Origin of the sequence: Rhizobacter sp., from assembly GCA_021153565.1 — a bacterium.
GTDB lineage: Bacteria > Pseudomonadota > Gammaproteobacteria > Burkholderiales > Burkholderiaceae_C > Albitalea.
The window spans coordinates 1-18,015 of the sequence record JAJKJU010000247.1 but is presented as its reverse complement, the minus strand read 5'-3'; the positions used below and the strand labels follow the sequence as shown (position 1 = coordinate 18,015).

Genomic DNA, 18,015 nt, shown 5'->3' with positions numbered 1-18,015 from the left:
TTTCGAGCGTGCCCGAGCAGCGCGTCAAAAGGCACCTGATCTAGGCGCAAAGCGCAGCCATAGCCCGGGCTATGGCGAGCATTTGCAACGACGAGCAGGGGACTTTTGACGTGATGAGGGGCATGATCGAAATACTCTCAGCCTCTCAGCCCTTCAGGGCGGTGAACGGATTGCGCTTTGACTCGGGCGCGTCGGTTGGTTTTGCCACAGCAGGCGGGGTCTTCGCGGGTGCGACGATTGCTGGCGGTGCAGAAGACGCCGAAGGCGAGGTCGGCTCGACTGGCGTCGCACGCACTGCCTGTTTTCGCGTATGGGCTACCTTGGGCGGGGCAGGCGGGCTCGTCACCGGGGTCGGCAAAATCGATTCGCCAAGCGCATCGCGCATGATTCGCGCAAGCGCCTGCGCTTCGTCACGCGTCCCGCCCCCCAATGCACCGACTGCGCGGAGTTGCTCCAACGCATTGGCGGAAACACGCAAACCGCTCGCAGCCAAGATACTCTTGGCTGTGACGTCAGCGTTATCGCGCTGCAGGACTTCTTGCGCCGCCGTGATGGCCGCCCCATAGACATGGGCATCAAAGTGGATCTGTGCGATTCGCAACCAGGGTTGCTTTTTTGCGGGCTCTGCTTTCGCGGCTTGTTCCAGAAAAGTAAGCGAATCCGCACTGCTGCCGTTTTTCCCGGCCTCATCAGCCGACGCCATGAGGGCGCTATAGGAAGGTGGCTCCACTATTTTGATTTCTGCCGGCCGCGTGGCACAGGCTGTCATCGTCATCAGAACTACTGCGGCAACTGCCGATACCCCCAGACGACCACACATCTCGATCGAAAATTTCACTCACCACACCTTTTTTGTACGCACAGATCAATGTCTACAGGCAAATTGCACCTGTCATCAGCGGATCATCAAAGCCCCGGACACATGACTTTAGGGCTCAAGCCCACAGCAAGCGGCGGATGGTACCTGCCGCCCTAGGCCGTCGCCCCCCCCCCTTAAGGGGGCGGTTCAAATCGGTGGCGCGCCCATTTAGACTTCCGCCTCTTCAGCCTCTTCAGCCTCTGAGCCCTGCGTACGGGTGGGCCAACCCCACGGCCATGGATACAAATGATCACAACAAAAACCAAAACCCGTTGGGCGAAGGTCTTCGTTCTACTACTGGCGACATGCACGCTGTCGGCCTGTGACTCCGTCCCGAAGTTGGGCGAAGGCTTCGGCAACATGGGAGACAAAGCGCTGGAGGTCATCGGCTTCAAGAAGCCGGAGCGGCCCGTCGCCCCCGAGATTCCCGAAGCCGCCAAGCCGGCGCGAAAGATGAAGCTGCGCCTTGCCGCCAGCGAGTCATTGAACGTCGACCCCAAAGGGAATTCTTTGTCCTTGCTGGTCCGGGTATACAAGCTCCGCACCCCCACTGCCTTCTTGAACGCGCCATATGAAATATTCGGCAACTCGAACAAGGAGAAGGAAGTCTTGGCGGACGAGTTGATCGAGAGCCGTGAGATCGTGTTGCTGCCAGGACAGGACAATCAACTTAACGAGCGATGGGCCCGGGAAGCTACTCATCTCGGGGTGGTGGCCCTTTTTCGGGCGCCAGCCGAACAGCGCTGGCGCTATGCATTTGAAGTTGAGACCTTTCAACAAGGCGATGGAATCGTCCTTGGTGCGCATGCCTGCAGTTTGAGCGTCGCTTCCGGCACACCTGTCGGTGTGGGTTCGGCCCTCAGGAAAATTCCAAGCGAATGCAGCATTCGGCAAACCGTACCCGCGGAACCGACAAACCAGACTCAAATTTCGGAAGGCAAATAGTGAATCCGACCTCGAAGGTCCTGTGGGGCGAAGGCCTTTTTATCAGGCCACAGCACTTTCAACAGCAGGACGCCTACCATGAATGGCGCCTTGTTCAGGCCATGCGCAACGTGCATCCGTACGCTTGGGGCGTTCGCAGCGTCAAGGTGGATGCAGACGCGCTTCAAGCGGGGCGTTTGCGATTGCTCGAATTGCAAATGGCGCTCAGTGACGGCGAGTTCTACAACGCCCCAGTCGAAGACGATTTGCCTCAGCCCGTCGACCTGGACGCAGCGCTTGGACAAAGCCATGAGGTCGTCATCTATGCCGCAGTGGCGCCGCTGCGCACGAATGGAAGCAACTTCGCCGCAACACGCGCAGAGGCCGACACGGCCGTGCGCTACTACCAAAGCCAAGCGCAGATTGGAGATCTGTTCACCGACGCAGCATCGGCACAACTCAGCATGCTGGGTAAATCCGTCAAACTCCTATCAGAGCATGAGCCTCGAGGTCACCTGGTCACCATGCCGGTACTGCGCGTGCGCCGCAATGCCACAGGCGGCTATGAGATCGACGCGCGGTATGTGCCTCCGTCGATCACCATTCAATCGTCACCGGTGATTTTTTTGCACCTGCGTCGCCTATTGGATGTACTGCAAGCCAAGGTCGATGCACTGTACGGATTCCACCGCGAGCCCTCGAAGAACATCATCGAGTTTCGATCTGGAGACGTTGCTTCGTTCTGGTTGCTTCATACCGCCAGCAGCGCCTATGCCTCGCTGTCGCACCTGATGCGCCATCCAGGACTTCATCCCGAACGGATGTTCCAGCAATTGCTTGAGCTTGCGGGCGCCCTGATGACGTTCTCGAAGGAATTTACCCTGGCGGACCTGCCCGCCTACGAGCACGCCAATCCGGGTCCAGGTTTTTTCAAGCTCGACCACATCATTCGTGAGTTGCTCGAAACCGTCATCTCGACCCGCTATTTCGCTATCGCGCTCTCGGAGGTGAGACCATCGTTCCACCATGGACGCCTCGATGCGCAGCAGATCAGCGCTTCGACCTGCCTCTACCTCGGCGTGAACGCTTCGATGCAGCCGGCCGAGCTGATTCAGGCCGTGCCAATGCGCTTCAAAGTCGGAGCACCTGAGGACGTGGAAAAACTCGTTCTCTCCGCCATGGCTGGCGTACAACTCGTGCACGCACCGCAAGTGCCGGCTGCTATTCCTGTCCGACCCGGAAGCTACTATTTCTCGCTCGAACCGCGCGGTTCTCTCTATGAACGCATGATGCAGGGTCAGACCGTCTCGATCTACGTGCCCAACGGGCTTGCCGACCTCAAACTCGAGCTGATTGCCATCAATTCATGAACGACGTGCTTGCCCCTCCATCATTGTTCCAGGGTGGCAGCGGTCGGATGCCGACCCCTGCAAGCAGCAGCGCCTCCCGCGAGGCTCGTACGTTGATGGACCTGATGTACGACGGGTTCTATCTGCTCTTCTTGCTACGCGCCAAACAAGGTCCGAGCGATGCTGAGGCCTTTCGCGGCCAGATCAATGATTTCCTGACAGGTGTTGAACGGGATGCCACCAAGCTCGGCACCTCGACCAAAGACATCCACCTGTGCAAATATGCGTTTTGTGCCACTGTGGATGAAGTCATCCTCATGTCGCAATTCAGAGCGCGCGAAGCTTGGCAGTTGCAGCCGCTGCAGCTTCAATTGTTCGGTGAACAACTGGCAGGTGAGCGCTTTTTTGAGAGGCTCGAAAAGTTGCGAAGCGAGGGAGCTGAACGCATCCAGATTCTGGAGGTGTTTCACATGTGCTTGCTAATGGGATTTCAGGGCAAGTACATCATCGAGGGCAGTGAAAAACTGAACTATCTCACGGCGCGCCTCGGGGACGAGATCGCGCATCTCAAAGGCTCTCGGGCAGGGTTCGCACCCCATGCCCTCGCCCCTGACCGTGTGGTCCATCGCCTCAAGAACGACGTGCCTCTGTGGGTCATCGGATCTGTCTTCGCGTTCCTGGGAGTACTGGCGTTTACCGGCCTCAACTGGCAACTTGGACGCAGCACTCAACAGCAGCTCTCGAGATTTCAAGACGTGATCAAGATGGCTCCACAAGCCGCGAACGTCACGATCACCTTGCCTTGAACGCTCAGCGCTGAGCTGTCAGGCAAGGGGAATTTGGCCGGTAGCAAAACGGCCGTGTATCTAGGAGGCGGGTTTAGGAGAGCTGGCGACCTGCCAGGTCCGCGTAGCTATGAACTGTCAAAGTCGGGTCTGAGCGATGCAGCCAATCCGCAAGGCGCGCTCAAGCTCACAGCCACGACCAAAGCGACGAGGAAGCGCTGCAAGGTTTGCTCAAGGCCATCGATCCCAAGGAGGACGGCCGACACGCACAGCACAGAAAGGCCAATGCGCGCGAGCCGGCTGAACCGGTCGAACGCTTTATCCGGGCTACAGACTCAGTCGCGCACGCAATCCACGAAATACGCCCTGCCCGTCTCGGTCTCCTCTTCCACAAGCCCGTGCACATCCGTGTCGAAACCCGGAAAGGTCGCGTTGAACTGTCGCGTGAAGCGCAGGAAGTCGACGATCTTGCGATTGAATCGCTCGCCTGGAATCAAGAGCGGAATGCCCGGTGGGTACGGCGTCAGCAGCGACGTTGTGATGCGCCCTTCGAGGTTGTCGATGGGCACTCGCTCTGTCTTGCGATGCGCGATGTACGAAAACGCATCGGTCGGCTTCATCGCCGGCTGCAGGTCGGACAGGTACATCTCTGTGGTCAGTCGTGCGATGTCGCCCTTGGCGTACATGGTGTGGATGCCCTGACAAAGGTCTTTCAGGCCCATGCGCTCGTAACGCGGGAAGGCTGCGGCGAATTCAGGTAAAACGCGGCCGATCAAGGCGTTGCGGTCGTAGTCGTCCTTGAACTGCTGAAGAGCAGTCAGCAGCGTGTTCCAGCGGCCTTTGGTGATGCCGATGGTGAACATGATGAAGAATGAGTACAGCCCGGTCTTCTCCACCACCACGCCGTGTTCGGCCAGGTACTTCGTGACGATGCTCGCCGGAATGCCGGTCTTCGCGAACTTGCCGCTCACGTCCAGCCCCGGCGTGATGATCGTGCTCTTGATGGGGTCGAGAAGATTGAAGCCTTCTGCCAAGTCGCCAAATCCGTGCCACTTGTCGCCGGCCTTCAATACCCAGTCGGAGCTCTTGCCGATGCCATCGACGGAGAACTTGTCCGGCCCCCAGACCTTGAACCACCAGTCTTTGCCGAACTCCCTGTCGACCTTGCGCATCGCGCGGCGGAAATCCAGCGATTCGAGAATGCTTTCTTCCACCAGCGCGGGACCGCCAGGTGCCTCCATCATGGCCGCGGCGACATCGCACGACGCGATGATCGCGTACTGCGGGCTCGTCGATGTGTGCATCAGGTAGGCCTCGTTGAAGAGATGCCTGTCGAGCTTCTTGTTCTGGCCATCTTGCACCAGCACCTGCGACGCCTGGCTGATGCCGGCAAGCAGTTTGTGCGTGGACTGGGTTGCGAACACGATCTGGTCTTTCGGACGCGGGCGCGACCGACCCATGGCGTGGTACTCGCCGTAGAAAGTATGGAAGGCCGCGTGCGGCAACCACGCTTCGTCGAAGTGCAGCGTGTTGATGTAGCCGTCCAGCGTGTGCTTGATGGTCTCGGTGTTGTAGAGCACGCCGTCGTAGGTGCTCTGCGTGATGGTCAGGATGCGCGGCTTGACCTTCTTCGGGTCCACGCCAGCCAGTAGCGGGTTCGCCGCGATCTTGCGCTCGATGGTTTCGCGCGAGAACTCAGTCTTTGGAATCGGGCCGATGATGCCGTAGTGATTGCGCGTCGGTGTGAGGAACACAGGCACTGCACCCGTCATGATGATCGAGTGCAGGATGGACACGTGGCAGTTGCGGTCCACCACCACCACGTCTCCCGGCGCCACCGAGTGATGCCACACCATCTTGTTCGAGGTGCTCGTGCCGTTGGTGACAAAGAAGCAATGGTCGGCGTTGAAGATGCGCGCCGCGTTGCGCTCGCTGGCCGCCACCGGGCCGGTGTGATCGAGCAACTGGCCGAGTTCTTCCACCGCGTTGCAAACGTCGGCGCGCAGCATGTTCTCGCCGAAGAACTGGTGGAACATCTGGCCCACGGGGCTCTTCAAGAATGCCACGCCACCCGAGTGCCCTGGACAGTGCCATGAATAGGAGCCGTCTTGCGCGTAGTCCATCAGCGCGCGGAAGAACGGCGGCGCAAGCGAGTCGAGGTAACTGCGCGCTTCGCGGATGATGTGACGCGCCACGAACTCGGGCGTGTCCTCGAACATGTGGATGAAGCCGTGCAGCTCGCGAAGAATGTCGTTTGGAATGTGCTGCGAGGTGCGCGTCTCGCCGTAGAGATAGATCGGAATCTCGGCGTTCTTGAAGCGGATTTCCTTGATGAACTTGCGAAGATTCAGCACCGCTGGGTCGATGTCCGGTCCGGCAGTGAACTCTTCATCGTCGATCGACAGGATGAAGGCTCCCGCACGGCTTTGCTGCTGCGCGAACTGAGAAAGGTCACCGTAACTCGTTGCCCCCAGGACCTCGAAGCCTTCCTTCTGAATGGCGTCAGCCAATGCACGAATACCTAGCCCCGAGGTGTTTTCCGAACGGAAGTCCTCGTCGATGATCACGATGGGAAATCGAAAACGCTGCATGGTCGAACTCGCGATGGGCGGTTTGGAAAGCGCGAAGTGTAGGGCTGTTCGACCACGACACGGTCGGCACGATCGGAATGTGCACACCCACCCTACACTGCACCGATCTGACGATGGGAGACTGAATGGACATGAGCGTTTCGACCCTGTGGTGGATCCTCGCAGGCGTCGCGGTCGCCGCCGAGCTCACGACAGGCACCTTCTACCTGCTGATGGTAGCCCTGGGCCTCGCGGCAGCAGCCATCGCGGCGCACATCGGCCTTCCGCCCGCACTCCAGATCGTCACCGCGGCCGTGGTCGGCGCAGGAGCGACGGCCTTGTGGCACTGGAAGCGCTCGAGGGATCCGAAGTCCGCTCCCGTTGAGGAAAATCGTGACGTCAATCTCGACATCGGTGAACGTGTGCAAGTCACCACGTGGGCGGCCGACGGAACGGCCCGCGTCATCTACCGCGGCAGCACCTGGGCGGCGCGCCTCCAGCCGGGCGCAGTCGCGGCGCCCGGGCCGCACCGCGTCGCGGCGGTCGAGGGCAACTGGCTCGTGCTGGCACCGGCATCACATTGAACATCGAATGCTGAACTTGAACTGAAAGAGACCATGGGAACTTCCACATTCATACCGCTCGTCCTTGCGGCCATCGCTTTCCTCTTCATCGTCCGCACCTTCAAGATCGTTCCGCAGCAACACGCTTGGGTGGTCGAAAAGCTCGGCAAGTACGACCGCACGCTCGCGCCGGGCCTGCGATTCGTCTTGCCTTTCATCGAACGGGTTGCCTACAAGCATTCGCTGAAAGAGGTGCCGCTCGACGTGCCCAGCCAGGTCTGCATCACCCGGGACAACACCCAGCTTCAGGTCGACGGCATCATCTATTTCCAGATCACGGATCCGATGCGCGCGAGCTATGGTTCGAGCAACTACATCTTCGCAATCACACAGTTGGCACAAACGCTGCTGCGCTCGGTCATCGGCAAGATGGAGCTCGACAAGACATTCGAGGAACGAGATGCGATCAACGCGTCGGTCGTGAACGCGCTCGACGACGCTGCCGTGAATTGGGGCGTGAAGGTGCTGCGCTACGAAATCAAGGACCTCACGCCGCCCGCCGAAATCCTGCGCTCGATGCAGGCGCAGATCACGGCCGAGCGGGAAAAGCGTGCGTTGATTGCGGCATCCGAAGGGCGCCGCCAGGAGCAGATCAATATTGCCACCGGCGAGCGCGAAGCCTTCATCGCAAGATCAGAAGGCGAGAAGCAGGCGGAGATCAACAAGGCCCAGGGCGAAGCTGCGGCCATCGTGGCGGTGGCCGACGCAACCGCCGAGGCCATCCGCAAGATTGCAGAAGCGATCCGCTCACCAGGTGGTGAGCAAGCGGTTCAGTTGAAGGTCGCAGAGCGGGCGGTGGAGGCATATTCGCACCTCGCCCAGAAGAACAATACGATGATCGTGCCGGGGAACATGAGCGAGGTGTCGGCATTGATCGCAACCGCAATGACCTTGATGAAGGGGAAGCCGCCTCACGCGAGTTGAAAGTCTGTTCGTGAATCTCACGCTTGGGGCCGTCAAGATGCTCGCTGCGGCATGATCGAACCCTTCGCTCGCCCACCACTGCCCGCATGACGTCCCACCGTCCCCATCACGTCTCGCTCTCCTACCTGTGCCTCGCCTGCGCCATGGCGCTCGTCGGATGCTACGTAGGGTTCTCAAAGCTGCTCGTCGTCGTCTTCCCCATCTTCCTTCTCGCCTGGCTGCGATTCGGCATTGCCGCCGTCGCGATGGCCTCGTGGATCAAGCCGACACCAACTGAATCGCCGCTCAGTCCGCACGACCGCAGGTTGCTGTTTCTCGAATCGTTCCTCGGCAACTTCCTGTTCTCGATCTGCATGCTCTTTGGTGTCGCGATGACCTCTGCGCTTGCAGCCGGGGTGATCATGGCGGCGATTCCTGGCGTAGTCGCCATCTTATCGGCGGTGTTCCTTCGCGAACGCATCGGAATGCGCGTCGCCCTTGGCATTGCCTGCGCCATCGGTGGCATTGCGCTGGTATCGATCGTGCGACACGAAGGTGACGCCAGCGCGGGCTCGCTGCTGGGCAACTTGCTGCTCGTGGGCTCCGTGATCTGCGAAGCGAGCTACGTCGTCATCGGCAAGCGCCTCACCGGCAATGTCTCGGCCAAGCGGATCAGTGCCCTCGTCAACCTGTGGGGCCTCGTGCTCGTCACGCCCTTCGGCATCTGGCAAGCCCTTCAGTACGACTTCTCCAAAGTGTCGATCAGCTCGTGGGGCCTGCTGCTCTTCTATTCACTCGCCGCGAGCATGGCGACGGTGTGGCTCTGGATGACGGGGCTCAAGCATGTGCCCGCGTCGTCAGCCGGCGTCTTCACGGTCTTGCTACCGGTGAGCGCTGCCGCAGTGGGTGTTCTGCTTTTGGGCGAGCACTTCAGCGTCGTTCAGGCCGCGGCCTACAGCCTCGCACTCGCCGGCGTGGTGCTCGCAACCTGGCCCGGGCGGAGCCCGGTGGTATCAACCGGCGTGTGAACTCTCGCCGGCCTCAATCTGCTGATCCTTGTCTTCAAGCTTGTGCCAAGGCCACTGCGCGATCAAGTCCACAAGGACGCGCGGATCGGCCGGTTTGATGAAGTGCCGGTCAAATCCCGAGTCCATCGCGCGCACTTGATCTTCCTTCTGCCCGTAGCCTGTCAAGGCCACCAGCAAGGCATTTTTGGTCACCGGCATCGCGCGCATCCGCTTTGCGACTTCGTAGCCGCTCAATACCGGCAGGCCGATGTCCAGCACCACGATCTGCGGCGCGAACACCGACACGCAAGCCAGGGCCTGCATGCCATCTCCCACGGTCTTCACCTCGTGGCCTTCGAGTTGCAAGTACTGCGCGATGCTCTCAGCTGCATCCTGGTTGTCGTCGACGATGAGGATGCGCCTGCCATGCGCGCCTGCATCAGGCAGATGGTGCTCATCGTCGTCACCGCCGCCGCGCACCACGCTCACACAGGGAATGAAGACGCGGAACTCCGCGCCCTTCTTGGCGCCCTCGCTGCGCGCCTCCAGGCGCCCTCCATGCAATTCGACAAGTCGCCTCGCCAGCGTGAGGCCGACACCGAGGCCACCTTGCATGCGGTCGAGGGATCGCGTGCCCTGAGCGAACAGATCGAAGATGCGCGGCAAAAGCGCTTCGTCGATGCCGATGCCGTTGTCGCGAACCACGATCACCGCCTCGCCGTCGGCCACGTCCAGTTCCAACTCGATGCGTCCGCCGTCCTCGCTGTATTTCGCGGCGTTGTGCAAAAGATTCGACACGACCTGCGCCAGTCGCGCAAAGTCACCCTGCATCCACATCGGCGTCTCAGGCAGCTTCACAGCCAAGGTGTGACTGCGGGCATCAATGAAGGGTTGCGCCGTCTCGACACCTTGCGCAATCACGGCCCGCAGGTCGATGGGCTCACGATTGAGCTGGATCTTGCCCTGGCTGATTCTTGCGACATCGAGCAATTCTTCGACGAGGCGCGTGAGGTGCCGCACCTGCCTGTCCATCACGTCGCCGGCCCAGGTGAACTTCGGATCCGGTGGCGCAATGCGTCGTATCACTTCGAGTGCATTGCGGATCGGCGCCAGCGGGTTGCGCAGCTCGTGCGACAGCATGGCCAGGAACTCGTCCTTGCGATGATTCGCCTCCTGCAATTCAGCCTCGGCTGTGCGGCGCTCGACGATCTCGGATTGCAGGCTCCTGTACAGGTGCGCATTTTCGAGAGCAATCGCCGCGCGGCTCGCAAGTTCTTCAAGCGCCGCCCAGTCGCGCGCCGTATGCCCCGGTTCGGCCTGCTGCGCACCCACAAGCAGCATGCCCAGCACGCGGTCGCCGCTCATCAACGGGACCGCCACGGCCGAGCGCAGCGCCAGCTGCCCCGACAGGCCAAAAGCCTCGCTGCTCATGCGACGCAAGGTCGTGGCCTGCAAAGTCACGCGCTGCTTGAGTTGCCGCGCCTCTTCCAACGCGTCTTTCACGGGCTGGGGCAGATCGTCGGACGCAGCGTTCGTCATGACGAGCGGGTCAGACCCGCACTGCGCAGCCACCATCACCTGCGACAAAGGAACACCGTCGTCGGTCAATTGCAAGACGGCCAGCGCGGCCACCTCAGGGACGGCGAGCTCGAGCAACAAGCGGGCGCCCACGGTCACGTCCAAGGAGGCGCTCAAAACCCGGCTCGCGTGCGACAGGAACTTGGAGCGCCGTTCATTCTCTTCCGCCGCCCGCCGTGCAGACTCCGCCGCCACCAACGCAACACGTTCGTCAGCCTGCCGGCGCACGCGCCTGTGCATCTGGTGCAGTTCGACAAAGACTTTCACCTTGCTGCGCAACACGTCGGGCACAACGGGCGACAAGATGTAGTCCACCGCACCCAGCGAATATCCTTTGGCGGTCTGCATTTCATCCGCGTACGCGGTAATGAAGATGATTGGCGTGTGCGCCGAGCGCTTGTAATTTCGGATCAACGCCGCCGTCTCGAACCCGTCGATGTCGGGCATGTTGACGTCAAGAAGGATCACCGCGAACTCGCGCTGGAGCACTTCACGCAAGGCCTCGCCGCCTGAACTCACGAACACCAGGTTCTGGCCCAGGTCTTCGAGCACAGTGCCGATGACGAGCAGCTTCTCCGGCAGGTCGTCGACCACCAGGACGTTGGACTTTTCGTCCCAATGATCCAGGTCGTCGTTGCCCGTGGCAGCGCTGGCGCCGATCGGCCGGTTTACCTGCACAACCAGCTCCGAAGCACCACCAGCATGTGTGCGATGTCAACAGGTTTGGACAGGTAGTCCCACGCGCCCGCCTCGATGCATTTTTCGCGGTCGCCCTTCATCGCCTTGGCCGTCACCGCCACGATTGGCAGGTTCTTGCCGCGCTGCAGCTTGCGGATCTCCTTCATGGTGGCAATACCGTCCATCACCGGCATCATGATGTCCATCAGCACAATGTCGATACCAGGGTCTTCCTGTACCAGACGAATTGCATCGCGGCCGCTGTCGGCCGACACGATCACCATGCCCTGGTCGTCGAGCACGGTCGCAAGTGCAAAGATGTTGCGCATGTCGTCGTCGACGATCAGCGCCTTCTTGCCTTCCAGCACGCGCTGCGAGTCGTACAGCGCCTGCACGGATAGACGCTCCTGCTCCGACATCGCCGCCGTGCCGCGGTGCAGGAAGAACGCCGTCGCGTCGAGAAGCCGCTCGAGCGAATGCGCCTCGCGCAGCGCAAACGCACTGTGGCCTCGCTTCCACTGCGCGCCGATCTCGGCGCCCTCCTCGCAATACAACACGATAGGCAATTGCCTGAAGAGCGGCCGGCCTTCTTGCGTCTCGATCACGTCCTCCGGCCCGAAGTCGGGCACCTTCCCGTCGGTCATGAGGCAGTCGATGCCGCCTCCCGACAACAAGGCGCGCGCGACCTTGGCCGAATCGGCCAATTCGATCTGCGTGTCGCCGTCCAGGCATGCAAGGTATTCCGTGCGCAGCGGAGATTCGGTCATCAGCACCAGCAGTCGCTTGGCCGCACGATCCGCGAATTGGTAGAGATGCGCGAGCGCCTCGTTCACCACGTCGACCGATTGCAAGGGCTTGGTCAGGAAACCAATGGCGCCCGAGTTCAACGCGCGTTGCCGCGAGTCGTCTGTAGACACGACGCATATCGGAATGTGCCGGGTTGCGAGGTCGCCCTTCAAGCGCTCGAGGATCCGCCAACCTTCCATGTCGGGCAGGAAGACGTCGAGCGTGATCACCGAAGGATGGTACTCACGCGTCATTGCCAGCGCCGCAGCACCGGTGGTGCTCACGAGCCCCTTGAAGCCGTTCTTGCGTGCGGCCTCGAGCAGCACCTTCGCAAAGCCCAGGTCGTTCTCGACGATCAAGAGCACTTTGTCGCCGCTCATGATGTCACTGCGATCGTCATCGGCCACGTTGGTATTGAGCAGCGGCGGCTCGGCCGCTTCGGGGACGGCCGTCTCCAGCAGCGCCACGTCGGTCGGCTTCCATGCCGGCACCTTGCGTGCAGCCTCTTCGCGCTCGCTGTCGCGTTGACGTTCGGCATGCGCCTTGGCCTCGACTTCATGAGACGAGCGGCCATGCCTTGCGCTGCGCGCCGGGTTATAGCTTTGCGGCAGGTACAGCGTGAAGGTGCTGCCTTCCGAGGGCGAGCTCACAAGTCGGATCTCGCCGCCCAGCAAGCGGGACAGTTCGCGGCTGATGGCAAGCCCCAGGCCCGTGCCGCCGTACTTGCGCGAGGTCGATCCGCCGGCCTGCTGGAAGGCCTCGAAAATGATCTGTTGCTTGTCCGGCGAAATGCCGATGCCGGTGTCCGACACGGAAAATGCCAGCACCTGGCCCGCACGGTTGAGCTCTTCGTTGTCGCGCGTCCAGCCACTCTCGACCATGGCCACCGAAAGCGTGACCTGCCCCTCATGCGTGAACTTGAAGGCGTTGGACAACAGGTTCTTCATGATCTGCTGCAGGCGCTTCACGTCCGTCACCACCGACTTCGGCAGCGGCTGCGCCGCGTTGATGACGAAGTCCACGTGCTTGGACTCGGCCACGTGGCGGAAGCTGCGATCGACCGAGCGCTGCAGGTCGTCCAGGCGCAGTTCGCTCACATCCACCGCCACCGTTCCCGACTCGATCTTCGACAGGTCGAGGATGTCATTGATGAGCATCAGCAAGTCGTTGCCCGAGATGTGAATGGTCTTGGCAAACTCCACCTGCTTGGGCAGGAGGTTGCCTTCGACGTTCTTGCACAACTGGTCCGACAGGATCAGCAGGGAGTTGAGCGGTGTGCGCAACTCGTGCGACATGTTCGCGAGGAATTCGGACTTGTACTTCGACGTGAGGGCAAGCTGCTCGGCTTTTTCTTCCAAGGCCTGGCGGGCTTGCTCCACCTCCTGGTTCTTTCGTTCCACCTCCTGGTTCTGGTGGGCGAGCAGGCGAGCCTTCTCCTGAAGCTCTTCGTTGGTCTGCTGCAGTTCCTGTTGCCGGCTTTGCAGCTCTTGCGCAAGCGACTGGGACTGCATCAGCAGGTCTTCCGTGCGCATGTTCGCTGCGATGGTGTTGATCACGATGCCGATGGACTCGGTCAACTGATCGAGGAAGGCTTGGTGCGCGGGGTTGAAGCGCTCGAGAGATGCCAGCTCCAGCACGCCGCGAACCTCGCCTTCGAAGATCACAGGCAGCACGAGCACGTCGAGCGCCGCGGTCTGCGACAGGCCCGTGGCCACGCGGAAGGCACTGCTGGGCACGTTGGTGAGCAGAATCTTTTCTTTCTCGATCGCACATTGGCCGACAAGCCCCTGGCCGAGTTCGATCTCCTTGCCGTGCGAGTGTTGTCCGCCCGAGGCGTAGCTTGCGAAGAGCTTCAGCTTCGGCGTGCTGTCGACCGTGGACAGCACATAGAACTCGGCCTGCTGCGCACCCACCACCGGCGCCAGTTCGGACAGGATCAACTGCCCCACCGTGACCAGGTCCTTCTGGCCTTGCAGCATTCGCGAGAACTTCGCGAGGTTGGTCTTCAGCCAGTCCTGCTCAGTGTTCTTCTGGGTCGTGTCCTTGAGGTTGCGGATCATCTCGTTGATGGTGTCCTTCAGCGCAGCCACTTCACCCTGCGCCTCCACCGTGATCGATCGCGTCAAATCGCCTTGCGTCACCGCCGTTGCCACCTCGGCAATCGCTCGAACCTGGGTCGTGAGGTTGGCCGCGAGGTTGTTCACGTTTTCCGTCAGACCCTTCCAGGTACCTGCCGCACCCGGCACCTTGGCCTGGCCACCGAGCTTGCCTTCCACGCCCACTTCGCGCGCGACGGTTGTCACCTGGTCAGCGAAGATCGCGAGCGTGTCGGTCATGCTGTTGATGGTGTCGGCCAGCGCAGCGATTTCGCCCTTGGCTTCCACCGTCAACTTCTGCTTCAGGTCGCCATCGGCCACGGCCGTCACCACTTTCGCAATGCCGCGCACCTGCGACGTGAGGTTGCCCGCCATGAAGTTCACGTTATCGGTCAGGTCCTTCCAGGTGCCTGACACGCCGCGCACCTGGGCCTGTCCGCCGAGTCGCCCTTCTGTGCCCACTTCACGCGCCACCCGCGTCACTTCCGCGGCGAAGGAAGACAGCTGGTCCACCATGGTGTTGATGGTGGCCTTCAACTCCAGAATCTCTCCCTTCACGTCCACAGTGATCTTCTTGGACAGGTCACCGGCCTGCACGGCCTTGGTCACGTCGGCGATGTTCCGCACTTGCGACGTGAGGTTCGACGCCATGAAGTTCACGGAGTCGGTCAAGTCCTTCCAGGTGCCAGCCACGCCTTGAACGTCGGCTTGGCCGCCCAGCTTGCCTTCGGTGCCCACTTCGCGAGCCACACGGGTCACTTCCGCGGCGAAGCTTCTGAGCTGGTCCACCATGGTGTTGATGGTGTTCTTCAGCTCGGAGATCTCGCCCTTCACGTCCACCGTGATCTTCTTCGACAAGTCGCCCTTGGCCACGGCCGTCGTCACTTCGGCGATGTTCCGCACCTGCGACGTGAGGTTGCCGGCCATGAAGTTCACCGACTCGGTCAAGTCCTTCCACGTACCGGCCACGCCTTGCACGTCGGCCTGACCGCCCAAGATGCCTTCGGTACCCACTTCACGGGCCACGCGAGTCACTTCCGCGGCAAAACTTCGGAGCTGGTCCACCATGGTGTTCACGGTGTTCTTCAGCTCCAGAATTTCTCCCTTCACGTCCACAGTGATCTTCTTGGACAAGTCGCCCGCCGCCACAGCCTTCGTCACGTCTGCGATGTTCCGCACTTGCGACGTGAGGTTCGACGCCATCGAGTTGACCGACTCGGTCAAGTCCTTCCAGGTGCCGGCCACGCCCTGCACGTCGGCCTGACCGCCCAGCTTGCCTTCGCTGCCCACTTCACGCGCGACACGGGTCACCTCCGCTGCAAAGGAAGACAACTGGTCCACCATGGTGTTGATGGTGTTCTTCAGCTCGGAGATCTCGCCCTTCACGTCCACCGTGATCTTCTTCGACAAGTCCCCCGCCGCCACGGCCGTCGTCACTTCCGCGATGTTCCGCACCTGCGACGTCAGGTTGCCGGCCATGAAGTTCACCGACTCGGTCAAGTCCTTCCAGGTACCGGCCACGCCTTGAACGTCAGCCTGGCCGCCGAGCTTGCCTTCAGTTCCCACCTCACGGGCCACGCGGGTCACTTCCGCGGCAAAGGATCGAAGCTGGTCCACCATCGTGTTGATGGTGTTCTTCAGTTCCAGGATTTCTCCCTTCACGTCCACCGTGATCTTCTTGGACAAGTCGCCTGCGGCCACGGCCTTGGTCACGTCCGCGATGTTCCGCACCTGGGACGTCAAGTTGCCCGCCATCGAGTTCACTGAGTCCGTCAAGTCCTTCCAGGTGCCTGATACGCCCCCCACCTCGGCCTGGCCGCCGAGTCGCCCTTCGGTACCCACTTCGCGCGCCACCCGCGTCACTTCCGCGGCGAAGGACGAGAGCTGGTCCACCATCGTATTGATCGTGGCTTTCAGTTCGAGAATCTCGCCCTTCACTTCCACGGTGATCTTCTTGGACAAGTCACCCGCCTGCACGGCCTTGGTCACATCGGCGATGTTGCGCACCTGAGACGTGAGGTTGGACGCCATCGAGTTCACGGAGTCGGTCAAATCCTTCCAGGTGCCGGCCACGCCTTGCACGTCGGCCTGGCCGCCCAGCTTGCCTTCGGTGCCCACTTCGCGAGCCACGCGGGTCACTTCCGCGGCAAAACTTCGGAGCTGGTCCACCATGGTGTTGATGGTGTTCTTCAGCTCCGAGATCTCGCCTTTCACATCCACCGTGATCTTCTTGGACAAGTCTCCAGCCGCCACGGCCGTCGTCACTTCGGCGATGTTCCGCACCTGCGATGTGAGGTTGCCGGCCATGAAATTGACCGACTCGGTCAAGTCCTTCCAGGTACCGGCCACGCCTTGCACGTCAGCCTGGCCACCGAGCTTGCCCTCCGTGCCGACCTCGCGAGCCACGCGCGTTACCTCGGCAGCGAAGGAGCGCAACTGGTCCACCATGGTGTTCACTGTGTTCTTCAGCTCCAGGATTTCTCCCTTCACGTCGACCGTGATCTTCTTGGACAAGTCGCCTGCGGCCACGGCCTTGGTCACGTCTGCGATGTTCCGCACCTGGGATGTCAAGTTGCCCGCCATCGAGTTCACCGAGTCCGTCAAGTCCTTCCACGTCCCCGACACCCCCTCCACCCGGGCTTGGCCGCCCAGCGACCCCTCGGTGCCCACTTCCCGCGCCACCCGCGTCACCTCCGACGCAAAGGACCGCAGCTGGTCCACCATGGTGTTGATCGTGTTCCTCAACGTGAGGAACTCGCCCTTCACGTCCACGTCGATCTTTTTTGACAAGTCACCCTTGGCCACCGCGGTAGTCACGTCGGCGATGTTGCGCACCTGGTCGGTCAGATTGCCAGCCATGGAGTTCACCGAGTCAGTCAGGTCCTTCCAGGTGCCCGCCACGCCCTTCACCTTGGCCTGTCCGCCCAGCTTGCCTTCGGTGCCCACCTCGCGAGCTACCCGCGTCACTTCGGCTGAGAAGTTGCCGAGCTGGTCCACCATCTTGTTGATGGTCTTGGCCGTCCGCAGGAACTCGCCTTCGAGTTCACGGCCTTCGACCTCCAGCGCCATCGACTTCGACAAGTCGCCCTGGGCCACCGCACCGATCACGCGAGCCACTTCAGAGGTCGGGTGAACGAGGTCGTCGATCAGCGCATTGATGCAACCGACCTGCTCGCGCCAGAAGCCTCGCGCTTCGGGCAGCGAGGCACGCTGCTTGAGCTTGCCTTCCTTGCCGACCACCTGCCGCAGACGCGACAGCTCGGCCGCCATGTTGGCGTTGAGTTCGACCACCTCGTTGAAGACATCTGCCACCCTGCCGGCCAGTCCCGTCCAGTAGGCCGGCAGGCGCACGCTGGCATCGCCCTTGCGCAATGAAGTCAGCGCGGCAAGCAACGCCGACAGTTCCTCGGCGGGAGCCAGGAGCGTCGATTCGTCGTAGGCAATCATCGTGTGCTCCCGTTGGTGTCGCGCGGTCTCGCAACCTGAGAGCGAGCGAACGAAGACATCAAATGCGTGATTCACATCGCTGCGCTGCAGCCGGCCACGCACAGCCAATCGACGACCGACCCGAAGGTCATTGCACAAAGAGGCCAAGAGCACGCGCCGTGCCACCTGCATCGGTGTCAGTACCACGCCAGCGAAATGCAGGGCATGGGCGAGGGGTCGAACCCGAGTACACCGGCCCCACGTACATAACCGGTATCAAAAGGTCGGAAAAATTTACGGTGGGCTTTGCACCCGCCGGGTATTTGGGGGCTGAGAGGCTGGGAGTATTTCGAACGTGTCCGAGCAGCACGTCAAAAGGCGCCTGATCTAGGCGCAAAGCGCAGCCATAGCTTGGCTATGGCGAGCATTTG

General features: G+C 61.3%; 10 protein-coding genes. 6 read left to right on the top strand and 4 right to left on the bottom strand.

Annotated features, from left to right (window positions below; all coding sequences use genetic code 11):
* Positions 1-145: 145 nt before the first annotated feature.
* Positions 146-838: a tetratricopeptide repeat protein gene (locus AC30NL_RS15950; RefSeq protein WP_489464982.1), complete on the bottom strand. Its 693-nt coding sequence runs from the start codon at positions 836-838 to the stop codon at positions 146-148.
* A 267-nt stretch (positions 839-1,105) separates the two neighbouring features.
* On the opposite strand from AC30NL_RS15950, the gene tssJ reads away from it, so the two are divergent.
* The 3 genes from tssJ to icmH are packed head-to-tail and all read left to right on the top strand — an operon-like array spanning position 1,106 to position 3,938.
* Positions 1,106-1,804 carry a type VI secretion system lipoprotein TssJ gene (gene tssJ / locus AC30NL_RS15945; protein ID WP_489464981.1) on the top strand — a complete coding sequence of 233 codons (699 nt, stop codon included), beginning with the start codon at positions 1,106-1,108 and terminating at the stop codon, positions 1,802-1,804.
* The gene (gene tssK / locus AC30NL_RS15940) at positions 1,804-3,153 is read left to right on the top strand and encodes a type VI secretion system baseplate subunit TssK (RefSeq protein ID WP_489464980.1); all 1,350 of its coding nucleotides are present in this window, start codon (positions 1,804-1,806) and stop codon (positions 3,151-3,153) included. The genes tssJ and tssK overlap by 1 nt, the downstream gene beginning before the upstream one ends.
* Complete coding sequence (icmH, locus tag AC30NL_RS15935; protein ID WP_489464979.1) at positions 3,150-3,938, top strand: type IVB secretion system protein IcmH/DotU; 789 nt, start codon at positions 3,150-3,152, stop codon at positions 3,936-3,938. The genes tssK and icmH overlap by 4 nt, the downstream gene beginning before the upstream one ends.
* Positions 3,939-4,252: 314 nt before the next feature.
* On the opposite strand, the gene AC30NL_RS15930 is transcribed toward icmH, so the two are convergent.
* Positions 4,253-6,508 carry an Orn/Lys/Arg family decarboxylase gene (locus tag AC30NL_RS15930; protein WP_489464978.1) on the bottom strand — a complete coding sequence of 752 codons (2,256 nt, stop codon included), beginning with the start codon at positions 6,506-6,508 and terminating at the stop codon, positions 4,253-4,255.
* Between the two features lie 131 nt (positions 6,509-6,639).
* Between AC30NL_RS15930 and AC30NL_RS15925 the strand changes: the two genes are divergently transcribed.
* The 3 genes from AC30NL_RS15925 (at position 6,640) to AC30NL_RS15915 (ending at position 9,041) form a co-directional block, all read left to right on the top strand.
* Positions 6,640-7,071 carry an NfeD family protein gene (locus tag AC30NL_RS15925; RefSeq protein WP_489464977.1) on the top strand — a complete coding sequence of 144 codons (432 nt, stop codon included), beginning with the start codon at positions 6,640-6,642 and terminating at the stop codon, positions 7,069-7,071.
* Positions 7,072-7,104: 33 nt separating this feature from the next.
* Positions 7,105-8,034 (top strand): SPFH domain-containing protein, encoded by a 930-nt coding sequence (locus tag AC30NL_RS15920; RefSeq protein ID WP_489464976.1) that lies wholly within the window; start codon positions 7,105-7,107, stop codon positions 8,032-8,034.
* A gap of 86 nt (positions 8,035-8,120) precedes the next feature.
* Complete coding sequence (locus AC30NL_RS15915) at positions 8,121-9,041, top strand: DMT family transporter (protein ID WP_489464975.1); 921 nt, start codon at positions 8,121-8,123, stop codon at positions 9,039-9,041.
* Here AC30NL_RS15915 and AC30NL_RS15910 read toward each other — a convergent pair.
* Both AC30NL_RS15910 and AC30NL_RS15905 read right to left on the bottom strand, forming a co-directional pair.
* Complete coding sequence (locus tag AC30NL_RS15910) at positions 9,027-11,276, bottom strand: response regulator (protein ID WP_489464974.1); 2,250 nt, start codon at positions 11,274-11,276, stop codon at positions 9,027-9,029. The two genes, AC30NL_RS15915 and AC30NL_RS15910, sit on opposite strands and share 15 nt — an antisense overlap.
* Positions 11,267-17,605: a HAMP domain-containing protein gene (locus AC30NL_RS15905; protein WP_489464973.1), complete on the bottom strand. Its 6,339-nt coding sequence runs from the start codon at positions 17,603-17,605 to the stop codon at positions 11,267-11,269. Before AC30NL_RS15905 ends, AC30NL_RS15910 begins: the two co-directional genes overlap by 10 nt.
* Positions 17,606-18,015: the final 410 nt, after the last annotated feature.

What these genes read in the sequence shown, in the direction of transcription:
- tssJ (WP_489464981.1), top strand. Translation starts at nt 1,106, where the DNA reads ATGATCACAACAAAAACCAAAACCCGTTGGGCGAAGGTCTTCGTTCTA.
- icmH (WP_489464979.1), top strand. Translation starts at nt 3,150, where the DNA reads ATGAACGACGTGCTTGCCCCTCCATCATTGTTCCAGGGTGGCAGCGGT.
- AC30NL_RS15930 (WP_489464978.1), bottom strand. Translation starts at nt 6,508, where the DNA reads ATGCAGCGTTTTCGATTTCCCATCGTGATCATCGACGAGGACTTCCGT.
- AC30NL_RS15925 (WP_489464977.1), top strand. Translation starts at nt 6,640, where the DNA reads ATGAGCGTTTCGACCCTGTGGTGGATCCTCGCAGGCGTCGCGGTCGCC.
- AC30NL_RS15920 (WP_489464976.1), top strand. Translation starts at nt 7,105, where the DNA reads ATGGGAACTTCCACATTCATACCGCTCGTCCTTGCGGCCATCGCTTTC.
- AC30NL_RS15915 (WP_489464975.1), top strand. Translation starts at nt 8,121, where the DNA reads ATGACGTCCCACCGTCCCCATCACGTCTCGCTCTCCTACCTGTGCCTC.
- AC30NL_RS15905 (WP_489464973.1), bottom strand. Translation starts at nt 17,605, where the DNA reads ATGATTGCCTACGACGAATCGACGCTCCTGGCTCCCGCCGAGGAACTG.